The sequence below is a fragment of the Pseudomonas sp. F8002 genome (genome assembly GCF_013385495.1).
GTDB lineage: Bacteria > Pseudomonadota > Gammaproteobacteria > Pseudomonadales > Pseudomonadaceae > Aquipseudomonas.
Window position 1 is genome coordinate 21,681 of sequence record NZ_JACAPW010000036.1, and the last position, 21,212, is coordinate 42,892.

Genomic DNA, 21,212 nt, shown 5'->3' on the forward strand with positions numbered 1-21,212 from the left:
CCATGAATCAGTCCGCGCAGGCCCTGGCCGCTTATCCCACCGATGTACGCCCCGCTACCCAGCCGGTCGCCGTGGCCGAAAACGCCAACGTCAAACTCCAGGTCGAAGGCCTGCACAAACGCTATGGCGAGCATGAGGTGCTCAAGGGCGTTTCACTGAACGCGCGCAACGGCGACGTGATCAGCCTGATCGGCGCCAGCGGCTCCGGCAAGAGCACGATGCTGCGCTGCATCAACTTCCTCGAACAGCCGGACGCCGGGGTTATCACCCTCGATGGCATCAGCATCGAAATGCAGCAAGGCCGCGCCGGCACGCGCGCGCCGCACCAGGCGCAATTGCAGAACCTGCGCACCCGCCTGGCCATGGTGTTCCAGCACTTCAACCTGTGGAGCCACATGACCGTGCTGGAAAACATCACCATGGCGCCGCGCCGGGTGCTGGGGGTGAGCGCCGCCGAGGCGGAAAAACGCGCACGCCTGTACCTCGACAAGGTCGGCCTGCCGGGCCGGGTGGCGGACCAATACCCGGCATTCCTCTCCGGCGGCCAGCAACAGCGCGTGGCCATCGCCCGGGCCCTGGCGATGGAACCGGAGATCATTCTGTTCGACGAACCCACTTCGGCCCTCGACCCTGAACTTGTAGGAGAAGTGCTCAAAGTCATACAGACGTTGGCGGAGGAAGGTCGTACCATGCTCATGGTCACCCACGAAATGGGCTTTGCCCGCCAGGTGTCCAGCCAAGTGCTGTTCCTGCACCAGGGCCGTGTCGAGGAGCAAGGCGCAGCGGATATCCTCGACCAGCCGAACAGCGAACGCTTGCAGCAATTTCTTTCCAACCGATTGAAGTGAACACCACACACCATGGATACCAAGGCCACCGGACCGAACGCCTCACCTGTGCTGGACCGCATCGATGAAGCCATCATCGACGTGTTACGGCACCAGGGACGCATCACCTACGAAAAACTCTCGTCGCTGGTGCACCTGACGCCCAGGCCGTGCCTGGAACGGGTACGCAAGCTGGAACGACGCGGGGTCATCCGGGGTTATGGGGCGATCATCGACGTGCAGATGGTCTCGCCGGGGCTGTCACTGCTGGTGCTGGTGGCCCTCTCCAACCAGAGCGGGCGCTCGGCGCAGAAGGCGTTCGAGGCATGTGTCAAAGCCTGCCCGCAAGTGTTCGAGTGCCAGTTGATCAGCGGGCCGTTCGACTACAGCCTGCGCATGCGCTGCCGGGACATGGAGCACTACCGCGTGCTGACGGAAACCTGGCTGAACAATGATGAATTGCACATCGATAAATTGGTGGCGCATCCCGAGCTGGCGGTCGTAAAAAACACCGCCACCGAACTGGCCTGAACCTCATTCCCTGAAACACTGAAGATCGAATGTGGGAGCTGGCTTGCCTGCGATAGCAGCGCCTCGGTGTAACTGAAACACCGAGTTGTCTGCATCGCAGGCAAGCCAGCTCCCACACTAACCATGCCCGCTTGAAATTCGCTTGCCTGGACGCGCCCCAATCAGCTTCGCCTGCCCATCCCGCTGCTTGCCCGTGCGCGCCTCGCTGATCAGCCCCGGAATCAACTTGCCCTCCGGCAGATTCTTCCAGAACCGGCTCGGCAAATGCCCTTCCATCACCTTCGGATTCAACCGCGCCGGGTTAAAGATATGGCTGTAGTACGTCAACCACATCGCACTGTGGGGATCCTCGACATTCTGCGCCAACGCCTGCCATTCCACCGGGCATTGCCGCTGGTGAATCAACTGCTCCCCGTCGTAATAAACCCCATCCAGGGGCGTGGCGATCATCCAGCGATGACGCCCCATGCGCCCGACAAAATGCTGGCTGGCCACCTTCAAGATGTCGTGGGCCGGCTCATGCCACGCCACGTACTCCGGCAACTGCGGCCCCGCCTCTGCCGGCAATGCGATAAACCGCACAAACGCATGCAGGTGATGGGCCTCGCGCTGCACCTGCTTGATCCGCCGCTGCAATTCGCTGCCCAGCTTGTCCCCCGACATCATCGCCGTGCGGTCCCCATGGCTGACGCGCCACAGCACCTCATACAGCAGGCTCCAGCGCTGTTCACCGTGATAACACGCGGCAGACTCCAGCAGCTCCAGCAGCGCCTTGGGAATCCGCGCCTGGAACGGCCCGCACTCCGCCGGGTACTGCTCGTCGGTGGCAAACAGGTCCGCCACCTCGGCCACGCCCCAACTCACGTGGCTGGGGTCGATCTGATGGCTGAGCAACCAGCGCGCCTGCTCGCGCCAGGTGCTGAACAGGTTGTCGCATTCCAGGCTGATCATCCCCACAGCCCCATTTGCTGCGGCTGCGGGCGGTCGCGCAGTTGTTCGCGCAGCAGCACGCTGGTGCTTTCCGCTTGCTGCGGGTGGTAGTCGCTGGTGATGAAAAACGGCTTGGCCTTGGTCAGCACACACCGCATGCGCGCCAGGTCTTCGAAGCGGATCTTGCGCTGGCGACGCAGGTCCACCAGCCGCTGGGTGGTGCGCAGGCCAATTCCGGGAATGCGCGCAATAAGCGTCGGCTCGGCCCGGTTCAAGTCCAGCGGGAACACCTCGCGGTGCTCCAGCGCCCAGGCCAGCTTGGGGTCGATATCCAGGGCCAGGTCGCCCGGCCCTTCAAACAGTTCATTGGCGCTGAACCCGTAGCTGCGCAACAGGAAATCCGCCTGGTACAAGCGGTGCTCGCGCATCAGCGGCGGCGCGGCCAGGGGCACGCTTTTCGGGCTGTTGGGGATCGGGCTGAACGCCGAGTAATACACCCGGCGCAGTTTGAAATTGCCGTACAACGCCTCGGCGCTGTGGAGGATGGTGCTGTCGTCGGTGTCATCGGCACCGACGATCATCTGCGTGCTCTGCCCGGCCGGCGCGAAACGCGGCGCGCGGGGTTCGTTGAGCACCGTCTGCTCACCGGTATAGATGGTTTGCATGGCCTGCTTGATCGAGACGATCTGCTTCTCGGGCGCCAGGGTTTGCAGGCTCTTGTCCGTTGGCAACTCGATATTCACGCTGAGGCGATCGGCATACCGCCCCGCCTCGGCAATCAGTGCCGGGTCGGCTTCGGGAATGGTCTTGAGGTGGATATAACCGCGAAAGTCATGCTCTTCGCGCAGCAGTTTGGCCACCCGCACCAGCTGCTCCATGGTGTAGTCGGCCGAACGGATGATGCCGGAGCTGAGAAACAGCCCGCTGACGCAGTTGCGCCGGTAAAAGTCGAGGGTCAGGGTCACCACCTCCTCCGGGCTGAAGCGTGCACGGGGCACGTCGCTGGAGCGGCGGTTGACGCAGTATTGGCAGTCGTAGAGGCAGAAGTTGGTCAGCAGCACCTTGAGCAACGACACGCAGCGACCGTCGGGCGTGTAGCTGTGGCAGATGCCCATGCCATCGGTGGAACCCAGCCCCGCCTTGCCTTCCGAGCTGCGCTTGGGTGCGCCGCTGCTGGCGCAGGACGCGTCGTACTTGGCGGCGTCGGCGAGGATGCTGAGTTTTTCGATCAACTGCATGGGGCTTCTACCGATACTGGTTTTTTGTACAGTATCAGCAGCCGCCCCCGCGGTTCAAGTGCAGCCTGTCAGCTGGCGGTGGCCAGCAACACGTCCTGCACCGAACGGCTCTTGCCGCGGCTGCGGTCGTACTCGTACAGCGACGCGGCAATCTCGTCGGCACGGATCGGCAGGATCGACAGCAAGGTATCGCTCAGGCCATGGCTGGCCTGGCTGAAGCCCTGCATGTAGATGCCGGCCTTGCAGCGCTCGTCGGTGACGATGCGGTAGTCGCGGCTGACTTCAAAGTCGCCCATATAGTCGGCCAACGGTGCGAGCAACTGACGATGCATCTGGCGCTCGTAACCGGTGGCCAGTACGACGGCATCGTAATGGTTGAGGCTGGTTTCGCCGGTGGCGTTGTTGCGCAGCGCCAACTCCACACCCAGCGGCCCGGCCGTGGCTTTTTCCACGGTGGTCAGGGTACGGAACGCGTGACGGGCAATGCCGGAAACCTTCTGGCGGTAGAAGATCCCGTAGATGCGCTCGATCAGGTCCAGGTCCACCACCGAATAGTTGGTGTTGTGGTACTCGTTGACCAGGCGCTCGCGCTCGCTGCCGTTCTGCTGGAACACCAGGTCGGTGAACTCCGGCGAGAACACTTCGTTGACGAACGGGCTGTCATCCGCAGGCTTGAGGGCCGAGCCGCGCAGGATCATGTCGACCTGCACCGACGGGAAGCTGTCGTTGAGGTCGATAAACGCCTCGGCTGCGCTCTGGCCACCACCGATGATCGCGATGCGCATCGGCTTGCCGTCGACACACGGTTGCTGGGCCATGCGTTCCAGGTACTGGGAGTGATGGAACACCCGACCGTCATCCTTGAGCGCCTTGAACGACGCCGGAATACGCGGCGTACCACCGGCGCTGACCACCACCGAGCGGGTGGTGCGCACGTGCTGTTCACCCTGGGCGTCCCGGGAAATCACCCGCAGCGCCTCTACCTGCTGCTGATGCAGGATCGGCTCGATGGCCAGCACTTCCTCGCCGTAGCGGCTTTGCGCCTGGAACTGCCCGGAAACCCAGCGCAGGTAGTCGTTGTACTCCATGCGGCACGGATAGAAGGTACCCAGGTTGATGAAATCCACCAGGCGCCCGTGGGCCTTCAGGTAATTGACGAAGGAATAAGGGCTGGTGGGATTGCGCAGGGTCACCAGGTCCTTGAGGAAGGAAATCTGCAATTCACTCTGGGTGACCAGGGTGTTGCCGTGCCAGCGGTAGTCGGCCTGTTTGTCGAGGAACAGCACGTCCAGTTTGCCCTGGGCTTTCTCGCGTTCCTGCAGGGCGATGGCCAGCGCCAGGTTCGAAGGGCCGAACCCGATACCGATCAGGTCGTGAACGGCGGGCGATGCAATTGCCTGTGTCATTCCAGTGTCCTCTGGATAAGCCCCGTGGCAGTGGGGCGGGAAAGCCTCAGAGACCTGAAGGCACAGCAACAGGTCGTGTGTTGATAGGAGACGAGGACAATGAAATAAAATTTAGCTAACGCTGGAATCAGTGCGCATCCCACTCACGCATGCGCGCCCGGCAATGCTTCATGGCATTGACGATGTGTTTTTCCACCAGCGCGCGGGAAATACCCAGGCGCTCGGCGATTTGCAGGTGGGACAGGCCGTCGAGCTTGCGCAGCAGGAAGCTGTCACGGCAGAGCGCCGGCAACTCGGCCAGCGCGCGCTCAAGCATTTCCAGGCGCTGGCCGTGGTCCAGGCAGTGATGGGGCGAAGACAGCGAAAAACGCTCCTCGCTGTCGAGTACTTCCAGGGGTTCATCCTGGCGCAGGGCGTTGCGCCGATGACCGTCGATCACCAGGTTCAGCGCCGTGCGATAGAGAAATGCCCGGGGCTGCTCGATCGGGACCTCGCTGGCGCGCCCCAGCACCCGCACATAAGCGTCATGCACCACATCTTCGGCCACCTGACGGTTGCCCAGCTTGGCGTTGAGGAAACACACCAGCTCGCGATAGTAGTTTTCCAACATGACTCCCGACCGCCTGTAGGCGGCATTAGGTCCTTTGAGTACGAAGATAACGGCCGATGCGATGATGGCAGTTTGAGGTGCGTGTAATTTATAGTAATTCTCATCTAGTTTTAAACAAGACTTGCAACGCCGGCCAATTATTTTGCCTGACACACCTGTAACGGCATATGTAACGGCCTAAATCCCCGGACAATTTCCTCGTCTACCTGTCAGCTTCCCGCTCCTGCGGGCCGATCTTTCCTGGCTGGAACTCTGCATGAAACGTCCTCGACCTGCCCGACGCGCCCTGCTTGTGGTCGCGTGCCTCATCCCCATCATCGCTTTAGCAGCCTGGCAGGTCCTGCCGTCGGGCCGGGACAAGCTGGCGACCGTCACCGTGACCCGGGGCGATATCGAAAGCAGCGTCACGGCCCTGGGCACCCTGCAACCCCGGCGCTACGTCGACGTGGGCGCCCAGGCGTCCGGACAGATCCAGAAGATTCACGTCGAGGCCGGTGCCCAGGTCAAGGAAGGCCAATTGCTGGTAGAGATCGACCCCTCCACGCAAAAAGCCAAGCTCGATGCCAGCCGCTACGCCATCGAGAACCTGCAGGCCCAGTTGCAGGAGCAACGGGCCCAGCACGAACTGGCTCGCCAGAAGTACCAGCGCCAGCAACGCCTGGAAGCCGGTAACGCCACCCGGGAAGAAGACGTGCAAACTGCCAGGGCCGAACTGAGCGCCACCCAGGCGCGGGTCGAGATGTTCCTGGCGCAGATTCGCCAGGCCAGGGCCAGCCTGCGCAGTGACGAGGCAGAGTTGGGCTACACGCGCATTTATGCGCCAATGAGCGGCACCGTGGTCGCGGTGGACGCCCGGGAAGGCCAGACCCTCAACGCCCAGCAGCAAACCCCGCTGATCCTGCGGATCGCCAAGCTTTCGCCGATGACCGTATGGGCCGAAGTCTCGGAAGCCGACATCGGCCATGTCAAACCCGGCATGACGGCCTACTTCACCACCCTGAGCGGCGGCAGCCGACGCTGGACCAGCACCGTGCGGCAGATTTTGCCGATCCCGCCCAAGCCGCTCAACGAAACCAGCCAGGGCGGTGGCAGCCCGAGCAGCGCCAGCAAAAGCGGCACCGGGCGAGTGGTGCTTTACACGGTGCTGCTGGACGTCGACAACACCGATAACGCCTTGATGGCGGAAATGACCGCCCAGGTATTCTTCGTCGCCGGCCAGGCCAGGGACACCCTGACCGCGCCGGTCGCCGCCCTGCAAGGCAGCCTCGGCGGCGACAAACAGATCGCCCGCGTGGTGGCGAAAAACGGCAGCATCGAGCAACGCGAAATCCGCCTGGGCCTCAGCGACCGCCTGCGAGTCCAGGTGCTGGAAGGCCTGAACGAAGGCGATCACCTGCTGATCGGCCCGGCCGATGGCAGCGGAGGTTGAATGTCGACCCCACTGATCGAACTCAAGGGCATCCGCAAATCCTACGGCGGCGGCGACACGCCACAGGTTGATGTGCTGCGCGGCATCGACCTGGCGATCCATGCCGGGGAATTCGTGGCGATTGTCGGTGCCTCCGGCTCCGGCAAATCCACGCTGATGAATATCCTCGGCTGCCTCGACCGCCCCACCGAGGGCGACTACCTGTTCGCCGGAGAGAACGTCGCCCAGCTCGACAGCGACGAACTCGCCTGGCTGCGCCGCGAGGCCTTCGGTTTCGTGTTCCAGGGCTATCACCTGATCCCATCCGGCTCGGCCCAGGAAAACGTCGAGATGCCGGCGATCTATGCCGGCATCAGCGCCGCCGAACGCCATGCCCGCGCCAAGGCCCTGCTCACGCGCCTGGGCCTGGCCGAGCGCACCGGCAACCGCCCGCACCAGCTTTCCGGCGGCCAGCAACAGCGGGTGTCGATTGCCCGGGCGTTGATGAACGGCGGGCATATCATCCTCGCCGACGAACCCACCGGCGCCCTCGACAGCCACAGCGGCGCGGAGGTCATGACCCTGCTGGACGAACTGGCCAGCCAGGGCCACGTGGTCATCCTGATCACCCACGACCGCGAAGTCGCGGCGCGGGCCAATCGCATCATCGAGATCCGCGACGGGCTGATCATCAGCGACTCTGCCGACACCAGCGAGACGCCCCCCGTGGCCATCTCCGGCGCGTTGCAAGCCGTGGACCTGCGCCAGCGCCTGGCCGACGGCGCCGAGCACAACGGCGCCTGGAAAGCCGAGCTGCTGGATGCCGTGCAAGCCGCGTGGCGGGTGATGTGGATCAACCGTTTTCGCACGGCGCTGACGCTGCTGGGGATCATCATCGGCGTGGCGTCGGTGGTGGTGATGCTGGCGGTGGGCGAAGGCAGCAAGCGCCAGGTGATGGCGCAGATGGGCGCTTTCGGCTCCAATATCCTCTACGTCAGCGGGTCGGCGCCTAACCCGCGTACACCGCGGGGCGTGATCACCCTCAACGATGTGGCCGCCCTGGCAGCCCTGCCTCAGGTCAAGCGCATCATGCCGGTAAATGGCGCGGAGGCCGGGGTGCGCTTTGGCAACGTCGACCACATGGCGTATGTCGGTGGCAACGACACTAACTTCCCGACGATTTTCAACTGGCCCGTGGCCGAGGGCAGCTACTTTACCGAAGCCGATGAGCGCTCCGGCGCCACCGTCGCCGTGATCGGCAACCGGGTGCGTACCAAACTGTTCAAGGACAACCTCAATCCGATCGGCCAATACATCCTGATCGAAAACGTGCCATTCCAGGTGGTGGGAGTGCTGGCGGAAAAAGGCTCCAGCTCCGGAGATAAAGACAGCGACGACCGCATCGCCATCCCCTACACCGCCGCCAGCGTGCGTTTGTTTGGCAGCTACAACCCCGAATACGTGGTGATCGCCGCCGCCGATGCACGCAATGTACGCGAGGCAGAAAAGGCCATCGATCAGTTATTGCTGCGCCTGCATAACGGCAAGCGTGACTATGAGTTGACCAACAATGCCGCCATGATCCAGGCCGAAGCAAGGACCCAGAACACCCTGTCGCTGATGCTCGGCTCGATTGCCGCGATCTCGCTGCTGGTGGGCGGTATCGGCGTGATGAACATCATGCTGATGACCGTACGCGAGCGCACGCGGGAGATCGGCATCCGCATGGCCACCGGCGCGCGGCAGCGGGATATCCTGCGCCAGTTCCTCACCGAAGCGGTGATGCTTTCGGTGGTCGGTGGCCTCACCGGCATCGGCCTGGCCCTGCTGGTAGGTGGCGTACTCATCCTCAGCAACGTGGCCGTCGCGTTCTCGATTCCGGCCGCCGTGGGGGCCTTCTTCTGCGCCCTGGTCACCGGCGTTATCTTCGGTTTCATGCCGGCCCGCAAAGCCGCTCGACTTGACCCGGTCAAGGCCCTTACCAGTGAATGATCGCCCTATGAAAGTGTCCCTGACCCTCCTCGCCGCCAGCCTGCTGCTGGCCGCCTGCAGCAGCCCCGCACCGCGTCCGGGCGCAGGCATGCAAACACCGCCCGCCTGGCACAGCGCAAGCGACGCAACGGCGCTGCGGGCCAACCAGCAATGGTGGACAAGTTTCGACAGCCCCCAGCTCAACCAACTGATCGAACAGGCCCGCAGCGGCAGTTACGACCTGGCCAGCGCCATGGCCCGGGTGCGCCAGGCCCAGGCCAGCGCAGTGATAGCCGGCGCACCGTTGCTGCCTGAACTCACCGGCGCGTTCAATGCAAACCGCCAGAAGCTGCTGCGGGGCAAGGGCTACAGCCAGCTGGACGCTACCAGCAGCAACAAGGCCGTGGATTACTTCGATGCGCGCCTGAGCGCCACTTACGAAATTGATTTCTGGGGTGGCAAGCGCGCCGCCCGGGACAGCGCCGTGGAAGAGGTGCGCGCCAGCGAGTTCGACCAGGCCACCGTGGAACTGACCCTGCTCAGCGGTGTTGCGACCACCTATACCCAGTGGCTGTCATTGCGTGAGCAACTGCGCATCGCCCAACTCAACCTGGACAACGCCCAAAACGTGTTGAAGCTGGTGCAGACTCGCCACGATGCAGGCTCCGCCACCGCCCTGGAACTGGCCCAGCAAAAAAGCCTCGTGGCCGCACAACAACGCCAGCTGCCGCTGGCACAGCAGCAGGCCGACGAGGCCTTGATCAGCCTCGCGGCACTGCTGGGCACACCGGTGCAGGACCTGCACCTGGCCCCGCAACCCTTCGCCCAATTGAACTGGCCGGGCATCGCCGCCGGTGTTCCCAGCCAACTGCTCAGCCGCCGTCCCGACATCGCCAGTGCCGAGGCCCGGCTGGCAGCAGCCCAGGCAGACGTCACCGTGGCCCGGGCAGCCATGCTGCCCACCCTCACCCTCAGTGCCGACCTGGGTTCGGGCGCCAACAAGCTCGCCGACGTAGTGCGCAGCCCGTTCTACAACCTCACTTCCGGCCTGGTCGCACCGATCTTCAACAATGGCCGCCTGAGCGCCGAGCGGGACAAGGCCCGGGCGCGCCAGGATGAGCTGCTGCAGACGTACCGGGGAGCGATCATCAATGGCTTTGCCGATGTGGAAAAAGCCCTGAGCAGCATTCGCGGGCTGGATGCGCAGCGTCAGTGGCAGAGCGAGGAACTGAGTGAGGCGCAGACTGCCTTCGAGATTGCCCAGAGTCGCTATGAAGCCGGGGCGGAGGACTTGCTGACGGTGCTGGAGACGCAGCGCACGTTATATGCGGCGCAGGACATGAATGTGCAATTACGCCGATCGCGGCTGAACGCAAGCATTGCGTTGTATAAGGCACTGGGGGGCGGCTGGCAGGTGCCAGCAAGCACAATCAACTGAATGAAAGCCGGGCTTGCCCGGCCCCCACCGTTGAGCGGCGCGCTTTAGAGCACCCGCTCCTTGACCTTCAAATGGCGCGCGTACCAGGGACGCTTCGGCACCTTGCGAAACAGCTCGGCCAGCTTGTCCTCATCCGCCCCGAAGGTAATCCGCAGCGCCAGCTTCATGGTCTCCGGGTCCATCTCCATCGACTTGCCCATCTGCAACCCCGGCGTGGTGCTGCAACCATGGGTGTCCGGCCCCAGCCACGGGTCATCCACCTCCACCCAGCGCCCCGGCGCAAACCAGGGCACGCCGTTGACCTCCAGCCGGCTCACTTCACCCGGATGAAAACGCTCGTGGGCACGAAACCAATCCTCGATGCGGTCATCGATCCAACCATGAAAACGCCAGAACACCGGATTCACGTGAGAAGAAAACGGATCTCCAAGGAAGTCATTCTCTGCCACGTACCAACGCGCGGCAAAGTCAGCCGGGTCCCGTGCAAAAGGCACCGGCGCGCCGTTGGACGGGTCCCGCGGCACCGAGGCCCAGCGCATATGCAGCCAGTCGTGCAGGCCCAGCTCCACCTCCGAGCCGAACTGCCCCAAGGTGAGTTTCGCCAGGTAGCGCGGGTCGCGGTACTGCGACTCCCAGACCTCAAAGTTACTGTGGTAAGTCTCGGCCGCCTTGATATCGCTGACCCACTGGGTATACGCACTGTCATTCGCCGCCATCCAGGCAGGCGGCAACGCGAAACCGTCATGATTGTCGAAATAACGCACAAAACCCTGGCGATCACGCTCCAGCCCCGGCTGTGGCTGAGGGAAGTACGTCCACGATGGCAAGTCCTGCATCGAACGTGCGGCGCCCAGCATGTGCCGATGCATGAAAAAGAAGTCGATGCCCGAACCGTTGCGATCCTTGCGCGGCCCCCGTGCATCGCGCTCCCGGTCACGTGGACCAGGCTGCCAGCCGATCCCCCGCAAGGCATTACGCTTGTCTTCGGAGAGTTTGTGCCACTGGTCACGGGAAGCGTGCCAGAGCTGGTGAAACAGGCGATGTTCGGGAGCAATCAACCAGGCCAATAGAACCGGGTTGAGACCGATGCGCTCACGCGCCTCGGGAAACAGCCGCTTGGTGGCGACAAAATGATTGTCCCGTTCGAGCAGGGCCAATGGGCGGTCCAGGCTGAGGATCTGCCCACTCAGCGTGCCGCTGCCGGCGTTACCGAATTCGGCCCAGACTTCATCAAGGGTCATTGTGAACTCGTAGGCTGGAGCCCCGTCCACGGCATCGCGGTCGATCAGGCGCCAGTACAGATGCGCCCCGTCGCCGGGAGTCAGGTCACCCAATACACGATAGCGCGGCTCGCCGTCGGCACGCAGTTGTTCGCCAGTGTCGAGGTAGCCCCGCAGGCCACGCCCACGCGGGGCAACGTCGAGGAGCAATTCCAGGCCCTCCAGGGGCAGGCCTTTCAGGCCGGCATCGCGGCCTGCCAACTGCACATGCCAAACGCCACGCAGGCTGTCCGCCAAATGCTGGCCGGCGGTGTCTGCCAGATCCACCGTGGCTTCGCCCGGGGTAATCGGAAACTCTTCACGCGTCAGCTCGCGATGGGCATAAAAGGCCGCAGGCACTGCAGCGCCAGTCAGCGCCAGGCCGGCGATGAACCCTCGTCGAGAAATCGTCATTGCTTTACCTGTGTCAGCCATCAAGCAGGCTTTATCCAAGCTAGAACGTTCGCTGACAGGGGAAATTTAGCACCGCGCCTCCCAGGCTTAAATTTTCCCGCCCATCGCTCGTTCATCCCAGATAGCAAAGGCCTCAACTGACTGAGATGGCAATGACAAAACCACGTTCGAAAAAGGCGTTGTACTTCGGCCTGCCGCTGGTCCTGGCCATTGGCGCCGGGGCCGGGTTCCTGGCTTGGGACCATTGGTTCAGGGGCAATGCCGGGTACCCGTTGGCGGTAATCAAGCAGGCCAATGAGATGCAGGACCGCCTGCTGTCGTTCGACAGTCACATCACCGTGCCGCTCAACTTTGGTACCGCCGGCAACGAAGCCGACAAGGACGGCAGCGGCCAGTTCGACCTGGCCAAGGCCAGCCGGGGGCGCCTGTCGGGTGCAGCCCTGACGATTTTCGGCTGGCCGGAAATGTGGAACGGCCCCAATGCGCCCCACAAGCCCACCGCGGGTTTTGTCGAAGAAGCCCGCCACCAGCAGGAGACTCGCTACAAGATCATCTCCGGCATGGTCCGCGACTTCCCCAACCAAGTGGGCATTGCCTACACCCCGGATGATTTCCGGCGTCTGCATGGCGAAGGCAAGTTTGCGATCTTTATCAGCATGCTCAACGCCTACCCGCTGGGTGATGACCTTAATCAGTTGAACCTGTGGACCGCACGCGGCATGCGCATGTTCGGCTTCAGCTACATCGGCAACAACGACTGGTCGGACTCGTCACGCCCACTGCCGTTTTTCAATGACTCACCCGATGCCCTCGACGGCCTCTCGGATATCGGCAAGCAAGCCGTGCATCGCCTCAATGACCTGGGGGTAATCATTGATGTTTCGCAGATGTCCACCAAGGCGCTGGAGCAAGTTGCGCAACTGAGCCGCACACCGATGGTGGCCTCCCACTCGGCGCCACGGGCGTCGGTGGACATACCACGCAACCTCAGCGACAAGGAACTGCAACTGATCAAGAACAGCGGCGGTGTCGTTCAGGTGGTGGGCTTCCCAGCTTACCTGCGCACCCTCAGCCAGCCCACCCAGGACAAACTCAACGCGTTGCGCGCGCGCTTCGACCTGCCGCCACTGCCCAACCTGGCCGTAGCCCTGATGCCCGGCGACCCGATCATCTCGGCCTGGCCAGAACAAAAGTTTGGCCAATACGCCAGTGCGCTGTACGCCATCCTCGAAGAAGAACCCAAGGCCACCCTCAAGGACTTGGGCGATGCCATCGATTACACCGTGCGCAAGGTTGGCATCGACCACGTCGGCATCGCCTCGGACTTCAACGACGGCGGCGGCCTCAAGGGCTGGGAGAACGTCGGCGAAGTGCGCAACGTGACTGCGGAACTGATCCAGCGCGGCTACTCCGAAGCCGATATCGCCAAGCTGTGGGGAGGCAACTTCCTGCGGGTCTGGGACCAGGTACAAAAAGCTGCCAAGCCATTGGCCAACCGCTGAACCACCCTCAATGAATGAAGTGAATTCATGACCGACCGCCGTACGTTTCTCAAGCAGGCCGGGCTTCTCGCCGCGAGCCTGCCGCTGGGCACTGCCATCATCCCCCAGGCACTGGCAGGCAATGCGGCACCACCTGGCGACCCTTGGGCAGGCTTTCGCCAACTGTTTACCCAGGACCCGGACTACCTGCACTTTTCGAATTTCCTGGTGGCCTCGCACCCCAAGCCGGTGCGTGAGGCCATCGAGCGCTACCGCGCGCAGATCGACCGCAACCCCGGCCTAGCCATGGATTGGGACCTGCAAGAGACATGGAAGCGTGAAGGCCAGGTGCGCGAATGGGCCGGCCGCTACCTGAATGCCAGGCCCGGCCAGATAGCCCTGACCGGCAGCACCTCCGAAGGCCTGGCGATGATTTACGGCGGGATCCAGGTACGCCCCGACCAGGAAATCCTCACCACTGTTCACGAACATTACGCCACCGCCTACAGCCTCGATTTCCGGGTACGCAAGGAAGGCACCCAGGTACGCAAGATCAAATTGTTCGAGAGCGCCCATTCGGTGTCCGTCGATGAAGTGCTCGGTTCTATCGAGCGCAATATCCGCCCCAATACCCGTGTGCTCGGCATGACCTGGGTGCAATCCGGCAGCGGCGTCAAGCTGCCGATCGGCGCGATCGGCAAGCTGGTGGATGAACACAACCGCAACCGTGACGACAAGGACCGCATCCTCTACGTGGTCGATGGTGTGCATGGGTTTGGCGTCGAGAACCTCGATTTCCCGGACATGCATTGCGACTTTTTCATTGCCGGCACCCACAAGTGGATGTTCGGCCCGCGGGGCACCGGGATCATTTGCGCCCGCTCGGAACAGAACACCGACGTGACACCGATGGTGCCGACCTTCTCCGAAGACACCAACTTCGCCACCACCATGACACCCGGCGGCTACCACGCCTTTGAACATCGCTGGGCTGCGGATGAAGCCTTCAAGCTGCACTTGCAGTGGGGCAAGCCGCAGGTACAGGCACGCATTCATCAGCTCAACGACGAACTGAAGACCCAACTGCTGGCGCACTCGAAGATAGAGCTGGTGACACCCCGCAGCAGCGAGTTGTCGGCAGGCTTCACCTTCTTCCGGGTCAACGCCCAGGACAGCCGCGACGTGGCCGCCCACATGATGAAAAACCGGGTAGTGATCGACTCGGTATATCGGGACGCCGGCCCGGTGATTCGCACTTCCCCGGGCCTGCTCAACACATCGGCCGAGATCCAGCGCTTCATGACGTTGCTGAGCCAACGGTTGTGACGCCTCTTTTTCATTTCAGCGAGATGCTCCCATGAACCATCACCCGCACCTGAAACCGCTGGCCGCAGTGATTCTGACAACACTGTGCAGTGCCCTGCTACCGGGGCTGGCCCAGGCGGCCACGCCGACACCCGGTAAAGTGTTCAAGGACTGCAAGGACTGCCCGGAAATGGTCGTGTTGCCCGCCGGTACGTTCACCATGGGCACCCCGGAAGACGAAGTGGGCCGCGAGCCTGATGAAGGCCCGATGCACCCGGTCACCTTTGCCAGGCCCTTCGCCATGAGCCGCTTCCAGGTCACCGCCGGCGAGTGGGACAGCTATGTACGCCAGTCCGGGGTCAAGATTGCCAATGGCGATGAACGACCCGGCCGCGAGTGCGTCGCCAGCAAGCCACGCTACCCCCAGGGGCCGCGCCAACCTGCCGTGTGCATGGACTTCGAGGATGTGCAGAACTACGTCGCCTGGCTATCGAAGAAAACCGGCCATCACTACCAGATGGTCAGTGAAGCCCAACGTGAATACGCCGCCCGCGCCGGCTCCACCGGCCCGTTCCCCTTCCCGTTCGACGAGGGCAAGGGCTACAGCATTGCCCAGCATGCCAACACCTACGGCCCGGCGGATGGCTACAGCTACTCGTCCCCGGTGGGCAGCTACCCGCCCAACGCGTTCGGCATGTACGACATGCACGGCAACGTCTACGAGTGGACAGCCGATTGCTACAACGACGATTACGTCGGCGCCCCAAGCGACGGCAGCGCCTGGCTGACCGGTAAATGCCAGTTCAGACGCATCCGCGGCAACGACTGGGGTGAAGCTCCCGTGTTCTCCCGCTCCGGCAACCGCAATGCGTTGGTACCGGACAACCGCGGCGACTGGATCGGCTTTCGCGTCGTGCGGGACCTGTAAGGCAGCCAGCCCTCTAAATTAACCCTCCTCCCAGTCGTTTTACAGGTGTGTGCGACCCGTCATGCAACGCATTGCGGCGCACCACCGCCCTCTATGCCACCCAGGCCGAGCCCGCGACCGAAGCCGGGCCCGGCCGATCTTCAAGCAGGGAACCTCCATGAGCAAACCAACACGTGGGGTGATCAATGAATTGCTCACCCTGCTCAAACCCTTTCGGCTGATCGTTGTCGGCTCCATTCTGCTCGGCATGGTCGGCGGCCTCAGCGTCACGGTATTGCTGGCGACCATCAATACCGTGCTGCACGCCGACAACGGCCTGACCAACACCGTGGTCGGCGCCTTTGCCGGCCTCTGCCTGCTGGCACTGGTCAGTTCGATCTTTTCCGATATCGGCACCAATTATGTGGGGCAAAAGATCATCGCCCGGCTGCGCAAGGAGCTTGGGGAAAAAGTCCTGTCGGCGCCCATCGAACAGATTGAGCGCTACCGCAGCCACCGCCTGATCCCGGTGCTCACCCACGACGTCGACACCATCAGCGATTTCGCGTTCGCCTTCGCCCCGCTGGCCATTTCGCTGACCGTCACCCTTGGCTGCATGGGCTACCTGGCGATGCTGTCATGGCCGATGTTCTTGATCATGGTGGTCGCGATCATCATCGGCACGGTCGTCCAGTACATCGCCCGGGGCCGGGGAATCAAAGGCTTCATGGAGGCCCGCGACGCCGAAGACGAACTGCAGAAACACTACAATTCCATCGCCGAGGGCGCCAAGGAGTTGCGCATCCATCGTCCGCGCAGGCACCGCATGTTTGTGTCGGGGATAGAAAGCACCGCCGACAAAATCTGCGACACACAAATTCGTTCGGTGAATATTTTCGTCGTCGCCAAGACCCTCGGCTCCATGCTGTTTTTCGTGGTCATCGGGCTGGCACTCGCCCTGCAATCACTGTGGCCGAGTGCCGACAAATCAGTGATGAGCGGCTTTGTGCTGGTGCTGCTGTACATGAAAGGGCCGCTGGAGCATCTGATTGGCACCCTGCCAATCGTCAGCCGCGCGCAGATCGCATTCCGCCGTATCGCCGCGCTGTCGGAGCAGTTTTCCTCGCCCGAACCCCACCTGCTGCTCAGCGACCAAGGCAACCAGAGTACGCCGGTGCACAGCCTGGAATTGACGGACGTGTCCTACAGTTTCCCCGCCACCGAAGGCAGCGCACCGTTTCGCCTGGGCCCGGTCAACCTGAAGATCGAGCAAGGCGACATTATCTTCATTGTCGGCGAAAACGGTTGCGGCAAGACCACCCTGATCAAGCTGCTGCTAGGCCTGTACGCCCCGCAGCAGGGGGAAATCCGCCTCAACGGGCAGCCCGTGACGGCAGTGACACGTGACGACTATCGCCAGTTGTTCACCACGATCTTCGCTGACTACTACCTGTTCGACGACGTGGTGCAGGGCGATACCCATATTCCCGAAGATGCCAACCAATACCTGCAGCGCCTGGAAATCGGCCACAAGGTCAGCGTGCGTGACGGTTCGTTCACCACCACCGACCTGTCCACCGGCCAGCGCAAGCGCCTGGCGCTGGTCAATGCATGGCTGGAGGAACGCCCGGTGCTGGTGTTTGACGAATGGGCCGCAGACCAGGACCCGACGTTCCGGCGGATTTTCTACACCGAGCTGCTGCCGGATCTCAAGCGCCTGGGCAAAACCATCATCGTGATTTCCCACGACGATCGTTACTTCGACATTGCCGACCAACTGGTGCGCATGGAAGCCGGGAAAGTAGCCACCGAACTGCAACCGGCATGAATAAGTTAGATTCTCATTCTGGTTTTTCCGGCCTCATGCGTCTAATTAAGAATCGCTAACAACTACGCAACCATTAAAACCAGTAAGAGTGAGCACAATGTCAGCAATTGCGGGGATTCCACGTTTTACCAAAGCCTTGTTCATGCGCCGTATGCTGCAGCCGGGCTTCAGCGCCACCGCGTTCAGCATGGCGCTGGCGTTGCCGTTCAGTGCGCAGGTTCAGGCCCAGGAGATCAACTTCAATATCCCGGCACAATCGCTGGCAAGCGCCCTGCAGGCACTGGGCACCCAGTCGAACATGCAAGTGCTGTACAGCGCCGATGATGTAAAGGGCCAGCACAGCCAGCCGGTGAGCGGCCGGTTGTCGCCTGAACAGGCGTTGTCGCAGATGCTGGTGGGGACCGGCGCTGTGTTCACCGTTCAAGCCAACACCGTCACCGTACGTGCCCGGGCAACGGGTGATTCACTGGAGCTGGGTGCCACCACCATCAGTGGCCAGGCTGTCGAATCGGCCTACGGCCCCGTGGACGGCTACGTTGCCACCCGCAGCGCCACCGGCACCAAGACCGATACGCCCCTCCTGGAAATCCCGCAAACCGTCAACGTGGTCACCGCTAAACAGATCGAAACCCAGGGCGCACTCAACTTGACCCAGGCCTTGCGCTACACGCCAGGCCTGAACACCGGCGGCTTCACCGACCGCAATGCGATCGCCGACGAAATCACCAGCCGTGGCTTCGCCCCTACCCAGCTGTACCTGGACGGCGCTTACTTGCCCTATGCCGGCAGCCTCGGCGGCGCCCCGCAAATCGATCCGTATACCCTGGAGCGCATCGAAGTGCTCAAGGGCCCATCGTCGGTGCTCTTTGGCCAGAACCAGCCGGGCGGCCTGATCAACATGGTCTCCAAGCGACCGACCACCGAACAACGCAGCGAGGTCAAGATCGGTGCCGGCAGCTACAACCGGGTCAACGGCGCATTCGACACCAGCGGCCCGCTCGACGATCAGAAAGAGTTCAGCTATCGCATCGTCGGCGTCGCGAAGAAAGGCAACCAGCAGGTCGATCATACCCACAGCGAACGCATGCTGCTGGCACCCAGCCTGACCTGGGCCCCGAACGACGACACATCCCTGACCGTACTGGCGCAGATCCAGCGGGACCGAGGCCTGGAAGACTATCAGGCGTTGCCAATGATCGGCTCTCTCGAGCGCGGCCCCAACGGCAAACGCATCGACCGCAACTTCTTCTCCGGCGACTCGAAATACAACGACTACAAACGTGACCAGTTCATCCTGGGCTACGACTTGACCCACAGCTTCAGCGAAAACCTGAAAGGTCGCTCCACCGCCCGCTACACCGACGTACGCGACGACTACAAAGGCTTCTACCTGCGCAGCTTCGTCACCGATGCAGTCACCGGCGCGGTCGACCAGACCCGGGCCAACCGTGTCAAACTCGACTGGCGCCAGCACAACACCGCCTACACCATCGATAACAACCTGGAATACAAATTCAACACCGGCGCGCTGGAGCACACCACCCTGGTCGGCCTGGACTATCGCAACTTCAACCGCAAATACACCGGCTACAACGCCTACAACGTACTGCCGATCAACCTCTACGGCGAAAACAACAACTACGACACCAGCAGCGTGACCCCGGAAAAAACCACCAAGTGGGACAACACCGTGCGCCAGACCGGCGTCTACCTGCAGGACCAGATCAAACTGGACAAGTGGATCCTGACCATTGGTGGCCGTCAGGACTGGGCCGAAGTTGAAAACAAGGACCTGATTGCAAACTCCATCACCGAACAGCGTGACAACAAGTTCACCGGCCGTGTCGGCCTGACCTATGTCACCGACTTCGGGCTGGCGCCGTACGTCAGCTACTCCGAATCCTTCCTGCCGACCGTTGGCACTACCGCGCCCGAACGTGGCGGCAAGGCCTTCGCGCCGACCGAAGGCGAACAGTACGAAGTGGGTGTGAAGTACCAGCCGTTCGAGAAGACGCTGATCACGGCTTCCGTGTACCAGATCAAGCAGAAAAACGTGTTGAGCCAGGATAACGAGTACACCCAGTACTCGGTCCAGCAAGGCCAGGTTCGCTCCCGCGGTGTTGAACTGGAAGTCAAATCGTCGATTGCCAACGTCGACGTACTGGCTGCTGCGTCCTACCTCGACGCGTTCTACATCAAGAACAACTACGGCAACACCGGTAACCGCACCGAGCAACAGGCACCGGTTTCGGCATCGCTGTGGGTTGACTACCACTTCACCCAGGCGGTGCTCAATGGCCTGACCTTCGGTGCCGGCGCCCGCTACACCGGCCCCAAACCCGGTGATGCTGCCAACTCGTTCGAGGTCCCGGGCTTTGTGGTCTATGACACCACCGTCAGCTACGACCTGAGCAAGGTATCGCCAAGCCTGCGTGGCGTGGAGACCAGCCTGAACGTGCAGAACGTGTTCAACCGCGAGTACGTGTCCCACTGCAACTACTCGTTCGGCTGCTACTACGGCCAGGAACGCGTCGCCTCGGTTGACGTGACGTACAACTTCTAGGCAACACCCACAAAAAAACCGGGCCTGGCCCGGTTTTTTTGTGCCTGTTCTCAAGCTGCCAGCGCGGCTCGCAATGCCTGGGTCAATTGACCGTACACCTCGTCGATATCCGGCACCACGCTCTGCAGGCGCAGGAAATCGTGAATCAACCCGGGGTACTCGATCACTTCCACCGCCACCCCCTGCTCCTGCAACCGTCGGGCATAGGCGCGTCCTTCATCCAGCAGCGGGTCATGACCGGCCAACGCAATCAGCGCCGGTGGCATGCCCGGGTACCCCGGCGCCAGCAATGGCGAGAAGCGCCAGTCAAGACGATCCGCCGCCTCCCGGGCGTAATGCCGGTAGAACCATTCCAGTGTCTCGGTCTCCAGCAGATAGCCCTCGCCGAACAGCTCGGTCGACGGGCTATTGGTAGAAGCGTCCGTCACCGGATAGCACAGCAGTTGCCAGCAGGGTTTAATTGCCAGCGTCGCGGGCTCGAGCACTGACTGCAACGCCAGCACCGTCGCCAGCGTGGCCCCCACACTGTCGCCACCGAAAGCCACGCGGGTGAGGTCCAGGCCTTCGGCTGCAGCGTTATCGGCCAGCCAGGCCAGGGCATCGGCGCCATCGTTCAGCGGCGTCGGGAACCTGTGCTCCGGCGCCAGTCGATAACCCACTGAAACCACCGCACACGGAGTTATGGCGCAGAATTCGCGGCACACCCCGTCATGGGATTCCAGGCTGCCGACCACGTAGCCACCGCCATGGAAGTACACCAGCACCGGCAGGCTCTGCGCCGAAACGTCAGCGGGACGGTACACACGCAACGCCAGCGTCGCGCCATCGCGTGCCGTGAATTCGATGGGGCTGCAGCGCACCTGCGCAGGCGCCTGCCAGCGCAGTTGCGCGGTGGTGCGCTCGAACGCCTCCCGGGCCTGGGCGGGCGTTGACAGGTGAAACGGCCCAGGACCGTCCGCCTGGCTTTCTTGCGCCAGGTCGAGGAAGGCATTGAGTTCCGGATGCAAGGACATCGCAGGTTTCCTTATGAAAAAGCCACAGACGAAAGAGGAGCCACAAGGGCCCCTCTTTGTATAACGATGGATCGGCCTCAATC

16 protein-coding genes are annotated in these 21,212 nt (G+C 62.4%); 10 read left to right on the top strand and 6 right to left on the bottom strand.

All coding sequences use genetic code 11. The features are described 5' to 3' along the window. The first annotated feature begins 2 nt into the window (after positions 1-2). Positions 3-848, top strand: coding sequence for an ABC transporter ATP-binding protein (locus tag HX811_RS25270; RefSeq protein WP_256344069.1), 846 nt, complete (start codon positions 3-5; stop codon positions 846-848). A gap of 12 nt (positions 849-860) precedes the next feature. Beyond that, positions 861-1,358: an Lrp/AsnC family transcriptional regulator gene (locus HX811_RS25275; protein ID WP_003208571.1), complete on the top strand. Its 498-nt coding sequence runs from the start codon at positions 861-863 to the stop codon at positions 1,356-1,358. A gap of 117 nt (positions 1,359-1,475) precedes the next feature. Here HX811_RS25275 and HX811_RS25280 read toward each other — a convergent pair whose 3' ends face one another. From HX811_RS25280 to HX811_RS25295, 4 genes are all read right to left on the bottom strand, one after another. Next, positions 1,476-2,309, bottom strand: coding sequence for a TIGR03915 family putative DNA repair protein (locus HX811_RS25280; RefSeq protein WP_102369559.1), 834 nt, complete (start codon positions 2,307-2,309; stop codon positions 1,476-1,478). After that, positions 2,306-3,526, bottom strand: coding sequence for a putative DNA modification/repair radical SAM protein (locus tag HX811_RS25285; RefSeq protein WP_003208568.1), 1,221 nt, complete (start codon positions 3,524-3,526; stop codon positions 2,306-2,308). The genes HX811_RS25280 and HX811_RS25285 overlap by 4 nt, the downstream gene beginning before the upstream one ends. A gap of 68 nt (positions 3,527-3,594) precedes the next feature. Further along, the gene (locus tag HX811_RS25290; RefSeq protein ID WP_177041542.1) at positions 3,595-4,932 is read right to left on the bottom strand and encodes a lysine N(6)-hydroxylase/L-ornithine N(5)-oxygenase family protein; all 1,338 of its coding nucleotides are present in this window, start codon (positions 4,930-4,932) and stop codon (positions 3,595-3,597) included. Between the two features lie 127 nt (positions 4,933-5,059). Continuing rightward, on the bottom strand, positions 5,060-5,542 hold the full coding sequence (locus HX811_RS25295) for a sigma-70 family RNA polymerase sigma factor (RefSeq protein WP_032899291.1): 483 nt from the start codon (positions 5,540-5,542) through the stop codon (positions 5,060-5,062). A 256-nt stretch (positions 5,543-5,798) separates the two neighbouring features. Between HX811_RS25295 and HX811_RS25300 the strand changes: the two genes are divergently transcribed. Genes HX811_RS25300 through HX811_RS25310 form a run of 3 tightly spaced genes read left to right on the top strand, consistent with a single transcriptional unit; the run spans position 5,799 to position 10,359 of the window. Next, positions 5,799-6,971: an efflux RND transporter periplasmic adaptor subunit gene (locus HX811_RS25300; protein WP_177047875.1), complete on the top strand. Its 1,173-nt coding sequence runs from the start codon at positions 5,799-5,801 to the stop codon at positions 6,969-6,971. Then, positions 6,972-8,942: a MacB family efflux pump subunit gene (locus tag HX811_RS25305; protein ID WP_177047877.1), complete on the top strand. Its 1,971-nt coding sequence runs from the start codon at positions 6,972-6,974 to the stop codon at positions 8,940-8,942. Positions 8,943-8,949: 7 nt separating this feature from the next. Beyond that, positions 8,950-10,359 (top strand): efflux transporter outer membrane subunit, encoded by a 1,410-nt coding sequence (locus tag HX811_RS25310; RefSeq protein WP_177047879.1) that lies wholly within the window; start codon positions 8,950-8,952, stop codon positions 10,357-10,359. A 44-nt stretch (positions 10,360-10,403) separates the two neighbouring features. On the opposite strand, the gene HX811_RS25315 is transcribed toward HX811_RS25310, so the two are convergent. Next, positions 10,404-12,032, bottom strand: a complete 1,629-nt coding sequence (locus HX811_RS25315; protein ID WP_134327022.1) for a PvdJ/PvdD/PvdP-like protein — start codon at positions 12,030-12,032, stop codon at positions 10,404-10,406. A 152-nt stretch (positions 12,033-12,184) separates the two neighbouring features. On the opposite strand from HX811_RS25315, the gene pvdM reads away from it, so the two are divergent. From pvdM to HX811_RS25340, 5 genes are all read left to right on the top strand, one after another. Further along, on the top strand, positions 12,185-13,534 hold the full coding sequence (pvdM, locus tag HX811_RS25320; protein WP_177047881.1) for a pyoverdine-tailoring dipeptidase-like protein PvdM: 1,350 nt from the start codon (positions 12,185-12,187) through the stop codon (positions 13,532-13,534). 27 nt (positions 13,535-13,561) lie between these two features. Continuing rightward, entirely contained in the window at positions 13,562-14,839 is a 1,278-nt protein-coding gene (locus HX811_RS25325; RefSeq protein WP_177047883.1) for an aminotransferase class V-fold PLP-dependent enzyme, read from the top strand. A gap of 31 nt (positions 14,840-14,870) precedes the next feature. Then, positions 14,871-15,746, top strand: coding sequence for a formylglycine-generating enzyme family protein (locus HX811_RS25330; RefSeq protein WP_003208550.1), 876 nt, complete (start codon positions 14,871-14,873; stop codon positions 15,744-15,746). 157 nt (positions 15,747-15,903) lie between these two features. Continuing rightward, complete coding sequence (locus HX811_RS25335) at positions 15,904-17,553, top strand: cyclic peptide export ABC transporter (protein ID WP_177047885.1); 1,650 nt, start codon at positions 15,904-15,906, stop codon at positions 17,551-17,553. A 97-nt stretch (positions 17,554-17,650) separates the two neighbouring features. Continuing rightward, entirely contained in the window at positions 17,651-20,116 is a 2,466-nt protein-coding gene (locus HX811_RS25340) for a TonB-dependent siderophore receptor (protein ID WP_008434507.1), read from the top strand. Between the two features lie 50 nt (positions 20,117-20,166). Here HX811_RS25340 and HX811_RS25345 read toward each other — a convergent pair whose 3' ends face one another. Then, positions 20,167-21,129 (bottom strand): alpha/beta hydrolase, encoded by a 963-nt coding sequence (locus tag HX811_RS25345; protein ID WP_177047887.1) that lies wholly within the window; start codon positions 21,127-21,129, stop codon positions 20,167-20,169. Positions 21,130-21,212: the final 83 nt, after the last annotated feature.